Annotated in this window: 10 protein-coding genes; 2 read left to right on the top strand and 8 right to left on the bottom strand. The window is 67.3% G+C overall.

The window, feature by feature from the left end; genetic code table 11:
- Positions 1-67: 67 nt before the first annotated feature.
- From G6N27_RS08055 to G6N27_RS08030, 6 genes are all read right to left on the bottom strand, one after another.
- Positions 68-2,860: a PecA family PE domain-processing aspartic protease gene (locus G6N27_RS08055; protein WP_163775862.1), complete on the bottom strand. Its 2,793-nt coding sequence runs from the start codon at positions 2,858-2,860 to the stop codon at positions 68-70.
- A 154-nt stretch (positions 2,861-3,014) separates the two neighbouring features.
- Positions 3,015-4,517, bottom strand: a complete 1,503-nt coding sequence (locus tag G6N27_RS08050) for a class I adenylate-forming enzyme family protein (RefSeq protein WP_163775861.1) — start codon at positions 4,515-4,517, stop codon at positions 3,015-3,017.
- On the bottom strand, positions 4,514-5,449 hold the full coding sequence (locus G6N27_RS08045) for an acyl-CoA dehydrogenase family protein (protein ID WP_163775860.1): 936 nt from the start codon (positions 5,447-5,449) through the stop codon (positions 4,514-4,516). Before G6N27_RS08045 ends, G6N27_RS08050 begins: the two co-directional genes overlap by 4 nt.
- The gene (locus G6N27_RS08040; RefSeq protein WP_163775859.1) at positions 5,446-6,594 is read right to left on the bottom strand and encodes an acyl-CoA dehydrogenase family protein; all 1,149 of its coding nucleotides are present in this window, start codon (positions 6,592-6,594) and stop codon (positions 5,446-5,448) included. Before G6N27_RS08040 ends, G6N27_RS08045 begins: the two co-directional genes overlap by 4 nt.
- A 2-nt stretch (positions 6,595-6,596) precedes the next feature.
- Positions 6,597-7,703: an acyl-CoA dehydrogenase family protein gene (locus G6N27_RS08035; RefSeq protein WP_179963385.1), complete on the bottom strand. Its 1,107-nt coding sequence runs from the start codon at positions 7,701-7,703 to the stop codon at positions 6,597-6,599.
- Between the two features lie 5 nt (positions 7,704-7,708).
- Positions 7,709-8,788, bottom strand: coding sequence for an acyl-CoA dehydrogenase family protein (locus G6N27_RS08030; protein WP_163775857.1), 1,080 nt, complete (start codon positions 8,786-8,788; stop codon positions 7,709-7,711).
- A gap of 91 nt (positions 8,789-8,879) precedes the next feature.
- Between G6N27_RS08030 and G6N27_RS08025 the strand changes: the two genes are divergently transcribed.
- Entirely contained in the window at positions 8,880-9,731 is an 852-nt protein-coding gene (locus tag G6N27_RS08025; protein ID WP_163775856.1) for an LLM class flavin-dependent oxidoreductase, read from the top strand.
- Here G6N27_RS08025 and G6N27_RS08020 read toward each other — a convergent pair.
- Positions 9,728-10,453, bottom strand: coding sequence for an SDR family oxidoreductase (locus tag G6N27_RS08020; RefSeq protein ID WP_232065019.1), 726 nt, complete (start codon positions 10,451-10,453; stop codon positions 9,728-9,730). The two genes, G6N27_RS08025 and G6N27_RS08020, sit on opposite strands and share 4 nt — an antisense overlap.
- 12 nt (positions 10,454-10,465) lie before the next feature.
- Positions 10,466-11,287 carry a FadR/GntR family transcriptional regulator gene (locus G6N27_RS08015; protein WP_163775855.1) on the bottom strand — a complete coding sequence of 274 codons (822 nt, stop codon included), beginning with the start codon at positions 11,285-11,287 and terminating at the stop codon, positions 10,466-10,468.
- Positions 11,288-11,408: 121 nt separating this feature from the next.
- Between G6N27_RS08015 and G6N27_RS08010 the strand changes: the two genes are divergently transcribed.
- Positions 11,409-13,802 carry a CaiB/BaiF CoA transferase family protein gene (locus G6N27_RS08010; protein WP_163775854.1) on the top strand — a complete coding sequence of 798 codons (2,394 nt, stop codon included), beginning with the start codon at positions 11,409-11,411 and terminating at the stop codon, positions 13,800-13,802.
- Positions 13,803-13,816 lie beyond the last annotated feature (14 nt).

The raw sequence follows: 13,816 nt of genomic DNA, 5'->3' as shown, positions 1-13,816 counted from the left end.
CTGCAGCAGAAGGCAATCGATTACCAAGGACCCGGATATGCAATGATAACCCGCCGGGGTCGGCGCGTCAGGAATCAAAGGTTGTCGTCCCGAAGCCGCTGGGGCTTTCGGCGATGTACACCGGTCCCAGGTTGAAGGGAAAATACCCGGTATTTATCGCATTGCCCGTCGTAACGTATGGCCCGTCCGTCCCGGTCGTCGTGTATGAGTACAGCAGCGTCTCACCGTTGCTGGTGTAGACCGAAATGATTGTTCCCGCCGGCACGATTCCGGAAGTTTGACCGGTATCGAGCACTGATGACGGGATGAAGCCGTTTACGCCGCCGGAATCGATTGCGACGGAGACATGTTCGAGAGGTCCGCCACCGATCCTTACGTCCAGGATGGCAGTCGGCGCTCCGGCGATCGACACGGTGCCGGTTAGTGGGTTGGGGCCGAACTCCAGCACGTGCTGGGATTCGTTTATCAGCGCACCCTGACCAAGAGTGCCGGGCAATGCCGCGATCACTGTGCTGGTGCCAGGGAACCCGTTATCCGGCCCAATGCCCAGAACGCCGACTGCGCCGGTGGAAGCAAAGTACTGCTCGAACGCCGGCGTCGACGCTGGAGTGACGAGGTCAACGGCGGTCGGCGAGGTGACGATGCCACTTCCGAAACCCACCGTGGTGTCATACGTGTCGTAGGAGTACGTCAGCCCCCCGCTGTAACCGGCGGAACCCGAATAGACGTCGCTGCCGAGGTTTTGTGTTGGGACGTACTGGGGTTCGATAACAAGACCGGTGGATCCCGTGTCAACGACTACGGGCTCCAGCGGTCCGCCGTTTACCGAGATGTATGCGAGCGGTTGATGAAGATTGTTCATCGTCAACGGGACGGTTGCGTTGGCCACACTAGGGGTGCCGTCGGTGCCGTAAGGGGTGCCACCCGCACCGCCGTCGCCGTTGATGCCGGGCGTGCCGACGGGCCCACCGCTGCCACCCGTGCCGCCGTTTCCGCCATCGCCGCCATTGGCGGTGGTGCCAGAGGCGCCGGCGTTACCGCCGTCGCCGCCGTTTCCGCCCGCACCGCCGTAGGCGTCGGAGCCGACGTACGCGGCGCTGCCGCCGTCACCGGCGTTTCCGCCGTTGCCCCCCGGGCCGGCGTTGCCGACGGTGCTTCCGTTGCCAGCGGCGCCGCCGGTGCCGCCATTCCCGCCATTCCCGCCATTCATGCCTTGGATGTAGCCATCAGTGCCGCTGGCACCGTCCCCGCCGGCGCCGCCTTGGCCGCCGTTGCCCCCGCTGCCGGCGCTGAAGCCGATGGCGCCTTGCCCGCCGTTGCCCCCGGAGCCCGCCGCGCCGCCCTCCCCGCCGGCGCCGCCGGTGCCGACGACCGTTGGCCCGTCGATACCAGGCCCGTCGTGGTAGCCGTCGCCTGGCGCCCCGCCCGCGCCGGCTGCCCCGCCGTTGCCGCCGTCGGCACCGTTGCCGCCGATGCTGTTGATGCCGGTGCCACCATTGCCGCCGCTGCCCCCGACGCCGCCATCGCCGCCGGGACCGCCGCTGCCGTTAAATCCGTAGTAGCCGATGTTGCCGTTATGTTGGGCCGCTGCTCCACCTTGGCCACCTTGGCCGCCGTCGCCGCCGTTGCCGCCGGAAAAACCGGGGTTGTCGCCTGCCGCGCCGTTGCCCCCATCGCCGGCGGAGCCGCCATTGCCGCCGGCACCGCCGTTGCCGCCGCTGCCGAAGGAGACATTGTGGCTCAAGTTCTCGTCGCCTTGGCCGGGGCCGCCGCCGCTGCCACCGTTGCCGCCGGAGCCGGCACCGCCGCCGTTGCCGCCGGTGCCGCTAGCGGCGGTACCGCCGCTACCGCCTTGGCCGCCGACCCCGCCATTCCCACCGTCACCGCCGCTGCCCCCGGAGCCCGTGCTGACGTCGAAGGCACCGCCCCCGACCCCGCCCCCGCCGCCGTTGCCGCCGTCGGCGCCGTTGCCGCCGTTACCGGCGTTACCGAACATCGACCCGCCGTTGCCGCCGTTCCCGCCGGCACCGCCGGCACCTCCGGCCGCGCCGTTGCCGCCGACACCGCCCGCGGGGCTGGTGGCTGTTCCGGTCGCACCGGTGCTGCCGGCCGCGCCGTCGGCGCCGTTGCCGCCATCCCCGCCGTTGCCGCCGTCACCGACCAGGTCGGCATTCCCGCCGTTGCCGCCGTTGCCGCCATCGGCACCGTCCCCGCCGTTGCCACCGTTACCGATCAGCCCCCCGGCCCCGCCGTTACCGCCCTGGCCTAGCGCGTCGGTGGCGCCGTTGCCGCCGTTGCCGAACCACAGCCCGCCGGCCTCGCCATTGGCCGCTGCCAATGTGGAGTCCGGCGTCCCGTTGGCGCCGTTGCCGATCAGGATGCCGCTGCCACCAACGTCGTGCCACAGCGTATTGAGCTGAGCGTCGTACGCCGCACCGGATTGGCTGGTGATCCACTCTTGCGCGTCCGCCTGCAGCATCGCGTCGAACGAACTAGCTGCAGGGGACGGATCGGACGCCGCCGTCAATGCCGAATCCGCAGCACCGACACCAAGGCTGCTACTACCGGCTAAATCGGCGGCAGGCGCCACCAGGCCGCCCATATCCAGACCGGCCAAGGCATCCGCACCCGGCACGGAATCAAGACCGGCCAGACTCGCAAGGGAACCTGCGATGGAGTTGATGATGGGGTCAATGACCAGGTCAAACTCGTCGGCATGGGCTACCGGCGCGGTGACCAGCGGAGTCATCGCCGCGCCGAGAAACGCCCCGGCAGCCGCAACCAGACCGGCCGACCGACGATGCCGGCACGCCTTTGCCCGGCGCGGCCGACGATGCCGCTTGCTAGGCCGTTGAGCCATAGTCGGATCCTGAAAGAATCTGAGGTTTAACTTAGGCATTTGTAAGGTAGCGCGAGATAGTCCTCAGGCGTGCTTATCCGCCAAATCGTCGAATAATTTTCACGTTGCTGGTAGCCCAACGGTGGGCCGCTCTTGGGCCAGCTTCAAGCGGCGCTCAGCCGCCGCGGGCTTCGATCATCGCCGAGCGGTTGACCTTCGTCGCCGCCGTGCGGGGAATCTCGTCGACGAACTCCACCGTCTTGGGAACCTTGTAGGCGGCCAGTCGGGTCTTCGCGTAGGCGATGACCTCATGCTCAGCCAGCGGGTTCACCGGATCGGCCGGTTGAATCACGGCGTGCACCCGGCGGCCCCACTCCGGGTCGGACAGGCCGATGACGACGACGTCGATGATCAACTCGTGTTCGACGAGCGCGCATTCCACTTCTGCGGGAAAGACATTGGCACCGCCGGTGATGATCATGTCGCTGCGGCGATCGGCGATGTAGAGATATCCGTCGGCGTCGACGTGACCGATGTCGCCGGCGGTGCGGAACCCGTCGGGCGTCGACGGCAGCAGCGGCGCTCCACCGAGGTAGTGATAACCGGCGCTCATCGGTGAGCGCAGATAGATCTCACCGTGCTCATGCACACCGACCGGTTGACCGTCCAGGCCCAGGATCTGAACTTCGGTGTCGCGGAAGCCCCGACCGACACTGCCGCGATGGGCCAACCACTCGTCGCCGCGCAGTGCGGTCAACCCCAGATTCTCGGTCATCCCGTACGCCATCACGACTTGCTCGGGGCTGAGCAACTCGAACCAGGTATGCAGCAGCGCGTGCGGCATCACCGCCGCACCTTGCAGGATCCAGGCGACGCTGGACAGATCTCGCTCGCGGATATCGGGAAGGGCCGCGATACGCGCCAGCATGGTTGGCGTGGCGGTGAAGTTGGTGATGCGATAGCGCTCGATCGCGTCGACAACGGTTGCCGCATCGAACTTTTCGAGCACCACCAGTCGATCCCCGCCCAACAGGTAGGTGAGCGGTGAGAAGCCGTTGGTGTGGTACATCGGCCCGGGAACCAGGATGGTCTGTGGCTGGGGAGTCGGAGCCCACGCCGCCAAGAACGGAAACGACGATTCCGGCGTCCAAACCCCTTGCGCCAGAGTCAGGATGACCTTGGGCATGCCGGTCGATCCGCTGCTGCAGATGCCATTGGCGTGGGGGGAGACCACCTCGGGAAGCGGGCCGTCGGACTCGGCGGCGGCACGCGAAGCCAGCGCGTCCCGGGTGTGATCGTCGACGACGACGATGGGGTCGATGACTTCCAGCACCCGGGACCGCTCCCAATCGGGCAGGTCCCAGCGCATCGGAACGGGGACGGCGCCGACCTTCCAGCAGCCCAATGCGGCGAGTATGAATTCCTGCGAATTAGGAATCGCCAGTGCGACAAGCGAACCGACCTGCGCACCGGCCGCTGCAAGTGCTCGCCCCCATTGATTGGCCCGGCGATCCAGTTCGGCGAAGGTCATCGAGTGGGCGGTGCCGTCGCGCGCGATGACGGTTAAGGCAGTGTCGTCAGGTCGTTGTTCGGCGAGTTGAGCTAGCTTGGTGCCAAAGGGGATTCCGTCGTCCGGTCCAGTACCGGGGACCCCGGTCGAGGCCGTCTGGGTACTCACGCCGACACCGGTCCTGAGAACAACGTCTCGAATTGGCCGCCAGCCACACCCGACGTCAGGCGCATCGCGAGCACCTCGCTGCTGACGGGCAGGCGGATCAATGACTGCGTATGCCGGTCGAGCACGCTGACATCGGACTCGTCGCAGAAGCCGAGCGCGCCCAGCAGTTGGTGCGCGGTGCGCAGCACCTGCCGTGCGGTGTCGGCGGCCTTGAGCCGAAGTATCAGGGCATCCGCCGAACGCACTTGCGCCGGTGTGGAATCCGTCCGGCTGATGGTGTACTTGGCGAGTTCCGAGAGCCCGCGCGCGGCGACGGACGCATCGGCGACAGTGAAGCGGACCGCCTGAAATTCGGCCAGCGGCTTGCCGAACTGCATCCGGTCGGCGACGTGTCGTCGGGTGATGTCGAGAGCCTGTTGCACCGCGCCCAGGATCCGCCACGACCCGAGGTTCAGATGCAGATCGATGTCGGCTGCCGGCACCCTGCCGTCGGGCTGGCCCAACGTGGCGGGCACCAGGAACGGCCCGAGTTTGGCTGTCGTCCTCGATGACGGCTGTACCTGGTAGCGCGTGCCGTCGAGATCGGCGGCGATCCAGTCGCCGGGCAGGTCGCCGTGGTCGATGCGCGGCGCTTCCGGATTCACCAGCGCGAGTCGGGCGCCGTCGATTGCCAGCAGTTCGTCGACGAGCGGATAGGGCAGCGCCGTCGCGCCGGCAGCCTGGCAGAGCACCGCGGCGGCCAACAGGTCCTCGGCGGACGATCGGACGTCGAGGTCGAATGCACCGAGATCGGACAGGGCCGTCCGAGCGTCCTGACGCAGCGTGTCCTCGGTCTCTGCCTGCAGGGCGGTCTGCGGGCCGCCGAACCGGACGAACCGTTTGGCGGCGACGGCGCTGAACTCGGCGATGTCTTCTGGCAGAGCGGTTTTCATCCGTTGCCTCCTAGAGCTTCGCGGGCGACGAGCATCCGCTGCACTTCGATGGTTCCCGACGCGACGGTGGCGGCCTGGGCGTAACGCCAGTGGTCCTCGATCGCGCCGTGCAACGGTGCCGACGAGCCGCTGTCCAACGCGGTCGGGCCGAGCACGTCGAACAGTAACTCGGCGACCTGCTGGTCGCACGTGGTGGTCGCGATGCGCGCGGCGCTGGCTGCCGCCCCGGCCGACGGGTCGTCCTGCAGCGACACCGCGCGGTAGGCCAGCAGCCGGGCGACCCTCAGGTCGATGAGTGCCCGCACCCAGCGGGTGCGGATCGACTCGGGCAACCGGTCCCAGTCGTCGCCGAGCTCGGCCTGCATTCGATCGAGCAACGATTCGCACCGGGCATAGCGGGCGATGCCGACCCGCTCGAAGGCGAGTGCTTCGCGCATCACCCGCCAGCCGTCGCCCACCTCGCCGAGAACCTCGTCGGCTGACACCTCGACGTCGTCGAGAAAGACCTCGTTGAGGTGATGTGGTCCCAGCATCGACCGGATCGGCCGCACGGTGATGCCGGCCCGGTCCATCGGAACCAGAAAAAGGCTGAGCCGCTTGGGTTTCGGCGCGTTCGGGTCGGTGCACGCCGCCAACACACACCAGGACGCCATCCGGGCGTAGGACGTCCACACTTTCTGACCGGTGACGCGCCAGCCGTCACCGTCGGCAACGGCGCGAGTGCGCAGCGACGCGAGATCGGTTCCGGCCTCCGGCTCGGAAAACCCTTGACACCAGATCACTTCGCCGGCCGCGATGGCCGACAGGTGCCGTGCCTTCTGTTCGGCGGTTCCGTACCGCATCAGCGCGGGCCCGACCCAGTTGATGCCCATGTACTGCGCGCCGCGGGGTTCGTGGTGTGCCCACATCTCCTCGCGCAGGACAGTCTGCTGCCACACCGAACCACCGCCGCCGCCGTGTTCTTTGGGCCAGGCCAGGGCCAGCAGCCCGTCGGCGGCGAGCAGTTTGCAGAACGACTCGGTGGTCGCGAGGTCGCGCGGGTCGTCGGTGCAGGCGCCGAGGAAGCCCTCGGGGATGTGCGTGGATATCAACTCCCGGAGGCGCTTTCTGAGGTCGACGGCGTCGGCGCCGAGGTCGTAATCCATCGTCATCCCTTCGGCAGTCCGAGCAGTCGCTCGGCGATGATGTTGCGTTGGATCTCGGAGGTCCCGCCGTAAATGGTGGCCGCCAATCCGTCCTGACGTTCGAAGAGAAGGTCGGTGTCGTCGATCGACCGCGGCCCGGCGGCCGCTGCGGCGAGCTCCCAAACACGTTGCAGTGTCTGCGAACCGAGCAGTTTGAGAATGTCACCCTCCGGGCTGGGACGCCCGTCGAGTTCGTTGTTGAGCGCGCGATACCCGGTTGCACGCACTGCTTCGGCGTCGGCGAGCAGCGAGCCGAGTTCGGTAAAGACCTCGCCGGAGGCGTAGTCGTCGTGGGTGGTCCCAGCGTCGCGGACACAAGTGAGTCCGCGCTGGATCTCCACCCAGTTCATGATCCAAATCATCTGCCGCTCATGGTTGAGCGACGACATCGCCACCTGCCAGCCGCCGTTGTACGGGCCGAGCAGATTGGCGGCCGGGATTTCGACGTCATCGAGCAGGACCTCGCAAAAGGTCTCATCCGAGATCGACGACATGCGAATCGGTTCGATGGTGATGCCTGCGGACTCGAGATCGAGTATGAGGCAGGAGATTCCGCGGTGCTTGGGCGCGTCGGGATCGGTGCGGACATAGAGTGTGCACCATTTGGAGAGGTGCGCCTGGGTCGTCCAGATCTTGCGCCCCTTGACCCGAAACACATCGCCGTCGCGCACGGCGCGGGTGCGCAGCGAGGCGAAGTCCGATCCGGCTTCTGGCTCCGACATGCCCAGCGCCCACCACTCGTCGCCGCGTAGTAGCGGGACCAGCAGCCGATCGACTTGTTCGGGAGTCCCGAACTGGCGGATACCCGGCGCGGCGACGCCCGGCCCGGCGACGTTGGGCAGCTTGGGCGCTGACCGCATCGCGGCTTCCAGCCGGATCTCCATGGCCTCGGCCAAACCCAGCGAGCGGCCGCCGTGCTCGCGCGGCCAGGTGGGCTGCAACCAGCCCGCCTCGAACGCCGCGCGTTGATGCGCGCGCCGAAGCTCGATGTCCCAGCGGTATTCGCGATAGCGCTCGTAGTAGTCGCCCGGCAGAAAGTCGGTCAGCCAGGCGGCGTATTCCTCGGTCAGAGTGGTCACGCCGTGCCTCCGGCGAAGCGACGGCCCACGGCGTGGTAAAGCGCACGGCTGTCGCCCAGCGTCGACGCCCCTTGCCACGCGTGCCGCAGATACAGATGAATGTCGTGTTCCCAGGTCTGCGCCAAGGCGCCGTGAACCTGCACCGCGGTGCGGCCGCAGCCGACCGCTGCCTCCCCGGCCGCCGCCTTGGCCAGTGCGGCCGCATTCCAGCCCGCCGTCGGCGGTGTGGTCGGGTCGTCGAGTCTGGCTGCCGCCGCGTAGGTCAGACCGCGGGCCCGCTCGAGCGCCACATAGTTGTCGGCCAGCGCGTGCTTGATGCCCTGGAACGCCCCGATCGGCTTGTCGAACTGACGCCGCGACTTCGCATACTCGACGGAGCGTTCCAGAGCCGCGCTCGCCACACCGACCAGGTCGGCGGCCGCAGCGACCAACGGCGAGGCCAAGGCTGACTCCAGGTCCACCGGTGCGAAGGCGACCGGCTCGGCGTCGATCTCGACGTCGGCGACCGGTTGCGCCGGATCGGTGCTTTCGGCCTCGCGCACGGCGACACCGTCGCCGACACGCACAACGGCGGCGACCGGCCCGTCCGGCGACGAGGCCAGCGTGACGACCAGCTCTGCGCGGGGGAGGCCGGGCACCGCGACGGCGTGCCCGTGCACGCGCCCGTGCTGCAGCGTCATCGGCACCCCGGGCAGTCGATACCCGGGCGGATGAACGGCCAGTGCGGCCACGGCGCCGCCGCCGATCTCGCTCAGCACGTCGGCGACCGCGGGGCCGGCATGGCGCAGGACGCCCGCGGCCAGGCCGACGCTGGACAGCAGCGGAATGGGTGCGATCGCCGCGCCGCACTCCTCGAGGACCACGGCGAGATCCAGCAGGCCGAACGTGTCGTCGTTGTCGGCGTCGTGGACGGCGAGTTCGGTCCAGCCGAGGTTGACGACGGTCTTCCACACCGTTCGCCAGCGCTGGGGATCCGTTATGGCCTGTCGGGCGATTGCCGGCGGGCACTCGGTGCGCAGGACGTCGCGCACGCTGTCACGCAGCGCCAGCTGACCCGAATTCAGTCCCACGTCCATAAGGCCCCTAACATAATAAAAATAGTAAACTAGCGCGACAAACGTCAATCGTTGCGGCGTCGTGCTGAGCACTCTCGTACGGAGGTTGGCAATGGCCGAGTGGTACCTGTTTATGCCGCAGGTGAGGGTCCCGGTCGCCGACATCGTCGAACGGGCGCAGTGCGCCGAGGCCAGCGGATTCACCGGCATAGCGTTCATCGACCACCTCGAGGCGCCCGGGCTCCCCAACGAAAGCATCTGGGAGGCAATGGGTGTCGCTACCTGGATCGCCGCCAGGACCACACAGCTGCGAATCGGTCACCTGGTGCTCTGCGACGCCTTCCGTCATCCGGCGGTGCTGGCCAAACAGGCCGTGACGCTGTCGGAGGCGTCAGAGGGCAGGTTCGAACTCGGGCTCGGCTCGGGCTCTTGGCCCGCAGAGTTCACTAGATTCGATATCGGACAACAAGATTCGGTGGCACGAGTCGAACAACTCGAACGCCACCTCGAAGTGATGAACCAGTATTGGGGACACGGCGATGCCGGCGCCGACACCCAGTCGCCACTGCCCACCTATCCGATACCGCTGGTCCTGGGTGGGGCCGGACGCAGGATCATGGAACTCGTTCGTAGATATGCAGATTGGTGGAACATCCCGGCCCACCAGATCGACCGGCTAGCAGAGTTGGCGCCTGCCACCGGATCGGCTCGCATCTCGATCCAGCAGATGATCGGTTTCGTGCGCGAGGGCAGCGATCCCGAGAAGGTGCGGGAGAGAAGCACCCGTCATTTCGGAAATCTCGGATCGGGTCTGGTCTGCGGCGACGCCGAAGAATTGTCCGGACATTTCTCGAAATTGTCCGGTCAAGGCGTCGAGCGTTTCTACGTCTGGTTCGCCGATTTCGCCGCACCCGAATCGCTGCACGAGTTCGGCGAGACGGTGATCAAAAACTTCGTCGGCTAGCTTTGCGCGGCCCGGCGCAGGACCTCGGTGGGCACGACGGGTTTGCGGGCGAACGGTCCGCGCGGCACCGCGGACAGCCGGATCTCCGGCAGATCGACCGACGGGTCGACGGTGTCGAGCCAGGCCACGGTTTCGGCGACATCGGTGACCTGGATGGCGTTCATCTCGAACGGAACATCCTGCAGCATATCGGTTTCCACCGGGCCGGGCGTCACGATATGGACGGCGATGCCGTCCCGGTCGACCTCGGTCGCCAACGCGCGGGCAAAGGCGTTCATCCCCGCTTTGGACGCCGAGTACGCGGTGCGGGCCATCATCGGTTCGTGTGCCGCGGAGGACGAGATGAAGATGAACCGTGAGCCGGCGCGCATCTTGGGCAGCGCGGCCGAGGTCACCACGAAGCACGAATCCAGATTGGCCGACATGATCGTGCGCCACTGCTCGAAAGTCTGCTTGCGCGCATAGGTTCCGCCGAGCGTGCCCGCCGCGTGCACGACCAGATCGATCACCTCCAGCGGGCCGATCGCCGCGGCGAAGCCTTCCAGATCGGACGCGTCGGCGGCGATGTAGCGCGCGCCGATCTCGTCGGCCGCCGCCCGCAGTGGGTCGACGCGGCGCGCGGAAAGCACGACGTCGTAACCGAGTTCGCAGAGCGTGGCGGCACAGGCTTTGCCGATTCCGCCGCTACCGCCGGTCACCAGTGCGGTTCGCGCACCGATCAACTCGTCCACGATTTACAGATGACGGTTGTCCCGCGGGCGGGACAACGCTTGCGGCGACACCGCATAGATGCGTTGGTCCGGCCCGGCGGCCAGAACGTGACTTTGGGTATCGGACAGATGCCGGGCGGCGATCCGTCGCGCCCGGTCCACGTCGCCTGTCTCGATCATGTCGGCCAGCTTGACGTGTGTCTTCAGGACTGCGCGCCGTTCGGTCAGCGACGGATAGGTCCCCTTCGCGGCGCTCTCGTCGGCCCATTGCTGTTCGTGGCTGGTCCACAGCGTTTCCAGGGTTCCGACGACGGCGATGATGGTGCGGTTGCCGCACCCGTGGACGACGGAATCGTGGAATCTGCGGCCGATTTCGGTGAATTCGGGCCCGTCTTCCAGATGCGTCTCCATCGCGGAGTTGATCTCCTTGAGCTCGGGCACGATGGTGTCGGCGCGGTCGGATCGCTGAGCGGCCAGTGCGGCGCAGGCGGGTTCGAGCTCGAGCAACGCCGTTCCCAGATCGGCGACGACGACGGACTCGCTCTGCAACAGCAGGCCCAGCATGTAGGCGGCGCTGGTCTTGGCCGGGGCATGGACGATGGCACCGCCACGGTTGCCGCGCCGAACCGAGACCAGGCCCTCGGTTTCCAGAATGCGCAGCGCCTCTCGCAGCGAGACCAGGCTGACGTTGAACTGCTCGACGAGCACTTCCTGACGGGGCAGCAAATCGCCGTCGGCCAATTCGCCGTCGATGATCTGACGCCGCAGCTCGTCGGCGACGATCTCGGCGATCCGCGGCGCAGACAAACGGCGTCGCGCCTCGGGGCCAATTCCCAGCGCAGTCATCCGATTCCAGAAGCGGCACGATCGGTCAGAGTCACGGCGCCGCACCCGCGAACTCCATTTACTGCAATCTTAGCAGTAATGGCATAATAGCCGCGCTGGTCAAGAGCACGGTTGAACGCGAATGGGATACAGGGTGAGCGACGGGCACGACGGCCGACCGACACCGCTGGACGACGTCCGCGTTGTGGAGATCAGCAACCGGATCGCCGGCAGTTACTGCGGAAAGCTTCTGGTCGATGCCGGAGCTGACGTCAGGAAAATCGAGCCACCGCAAGGAGATTCGCTGCGACGGTTCACCGCGAGCGGCTCGCCGGTACCGGACGGGACAGACTCACCGCTGTTCGGCTATCTCAACGCCGGCAAACGGAGCCTGACCTGGCCCGTCGCAGATCTCGGCTCCGAGCTGGCGGGTGCCGATGTCATCGTGCTGACAGCCAATCGATCACAGGCGGCTGAGCTGGGCATCGACCCGCACCGACTGCGCGCGGAGTTCCCCAGGGCGGTGGTCGTCACCATCTCCGACTTCGGCTGGACCGGGCCGTTCGCCGATCGTGCCGCCAGCGAGTTCACCCTGCAGGCATGGTCGGGGTTGACCGGATTCCGCGGCGACCCCGCCGGACCACCGATCTCGATCGGTGGTGACCTCGGGGAGTACATGGGTGGAGTGTTCGCCGCCTTCGGCGCGCTGGCGTTGCGTCGCCGCGTCGAGCAGGGCGGACCAGGCGAGCACCTGGATCTGTCCATGCTGGAGGCGATCACGCTGATGCAAAGTGGCGAGTGGTTGCACTCCCAGCTGCTGCAGGTGCCGCCGGTGTCGCGGACCGTCGAAGTGCCGTCGATCGAACCGGCCAAAGACGGCTACATCGGGATCACCATGGTTACCGGCCAGCAATGGCTGGACTTCGCCGCGATGGTCGATTGTCCCGAGCTGACCGAACTCCCGCAGCTCAGTTTCCAGATCGGGCGGTGGGCACATCGCGACTTCATCCGCGAGCGGATCCGGCCGTGGCTGGCCGAACGCACCGTCGAGGAGATCGTCGAGCTCGGGCAACTGTTCCGGCTGCCGATCGCGGCCTTGGGCAACGGGGCCACCATCCGGGAGACTGCCTACGCGCAAGAGCGGGGTGTTTTCGTGCGGAACCCGGCGGGCTTTCACCAGCCGCGGACCCCGTGGCTGATGTCACGGTGTCAGCCCGCGCCGCTGCGCAGCGCGCCGTCGCCGGGCGAGGCCGACGACACTGCGCGGTGGCCGAGACGCGCCTACGCCGAGCCACCGTCAGATCCGCAACTGCCGTTCGCCGGTGTACGCGTGGTCGACCTCACCGCGTTCTGGGCCGGCCCCGCCGCGACCCACCTGCTCGCGGCCTTCGGCGCCGACGTGGTCAAGGTGGAGTCGATACAGCGTCCCGACGGCATCCGGTACTCCGGCGGCATGCGAAAAGACGTCGACGACTGGTGGGAATACGGCTGGGTGTTCCACGCCATGAACACCAATAAGCGTTCGGTGACATTGGATTTGGCGTCTGACGACGGCCGTCGCCTGTTCAACCAGCTGGTCGCCGGCGCGGATGTGGTGATCGAGAATTTCTCCCCGCGGGTGATGGACCATTTCGGTCTGACCGCCGACGCATTGCTGGCGGTCAACCCGCGACTGGTGGTCGCCCGGATGCCCGCGTTCGGTTTGGACGGTCCCTGGCGCGACCGAGTCGGGTTCGCGCCGACCATGGAGCAGATCGCCGGGCTGGCGTGGGTGACGGGGCTGCCCGACGGACCACCCATCCCGCCCAGGGGAGCCTGTGATCCGCTGGCCGGTGTGCATGCCGCTTTCGCGGTGACGGCGGCGCTGTCGCACGCGGCCCGGACCGGAGAAGGCCAACTCGTCGAGTTGCCGATGATCGAAACGGTGATGAACGCCACCGCGATTCAGCCGATGGAGGCCGAGGTGTTCGGTGTCACGCTGAGCCGCCAGGGCAATCGCGGACATGGTCAGGCCGTGCAGAACCTGTACCGCTGCGCCGGTGCGGACGACTGGATCGCCGTCGCCGTGCACACCGACCAGCAGTGGAAGGCACTCGTCGAGCTGATGGGCCGCCCGTCGTGGAGCGACGACGACCAGTTCGCCACGATCGCCGGGCGGCGGGAACGAGCCGACGACATCGACCGCAATCTGCAAGACTGGTTCGCCGCCCAGGAATTGAGCCGCGTCGTGGATAAGCTTGCCGCCGTGGGCATTCCGGCCGCTCCGGTCGTTTCGCCGTCTTTGGTGACCCAGAATCCCCAGCTGTGTGACCGTGGGTTCTTCGAGACGCTCGACCACCCGCGCACCGGGCCCGGTCGCTACCCCCGCCCGCCCTTTGCTCCGCTCGGCGGCGAACGTGAATGGCTGATGCGCCCGCCTCCGACGCTCGGCGAGCACAATGGCGAAGTGCTGCGGGACCTGTGTGGGGTCAGTGATCAGGACCTCGCGCGTCTGGCAATTGCCGGGGTGATAGGCACCCGGCCCAAGGGTCTGTGAAAGGAGAAGGCGAG

The organism is Mycobacterium cookii, from assembly GCF_010727945.1.
GTDB classification, from domain to species: domain Bacteria; phylum Actinomycetota; class Actinomycetes; order Mycobacteriales; family Mycobacteriaceae; genus Mycobacterium; species Mycobacterium cookii.
The sequence above is the reverse complement of the archived record's forward strand: the minus strand, read 5'-3'. Positions and strand labels throughout refer to the sequence as shown.

Bases quoted from the DNA above. Each gene is read 5' to 3' on its own strand.
- G6N27_RS08040 (WP_163775859.1), bottom strand. From the start codon at position 6,594: ATGGATTACGACCTCGGCGCCGACGCCGTCGACCTCAGAAAGCGCCTC.
- G6N27_RS08055 (WP_163775862.1), bottom strand. From the start codon at position 2,860: ATGGCTCAACGGCCTAGCAAGCGGCATCGTCGGCCGCGCCGGGCAAAG.
- G6N27_RS08025 (WP_163775856.1), top strand. From the start codon at position 8,880: ATGGCCGAGTGGTACCTGTTTATGCCGCAGGTGAGGGTCCCGGTCGCC.
- G6N27_RS08045 (WP_163775860.1), bottom strand. From the start codon at position 5,449: ATGAAAACCGCTCTGCCAGAAGACATCGCCGAGTTCAGCGCCGTCGCC.
- G6N27_RS08010 (WP_163775854.1), top strand. From the start codon at position 11,409: ATGGGATACAGGGTGAGCGACGGGCACGACGGCCGACCGACACCGCTG.
- G6N27_RS08015 (WP_163775855.1), bottom strand. From the start codon at position 11,287: ATGACTGCGCTGGGAATTGGCCCCGAGGCGCGACGCCGTTTGTCTGCG.
- G6N27_RS08030 (WP_163775857.1), bottom strand. From the start codon at position 8,788: ATGGACGTGGGACTGAATTCGGGTCAGCTGGCGCTGCGTGACAGCGTG.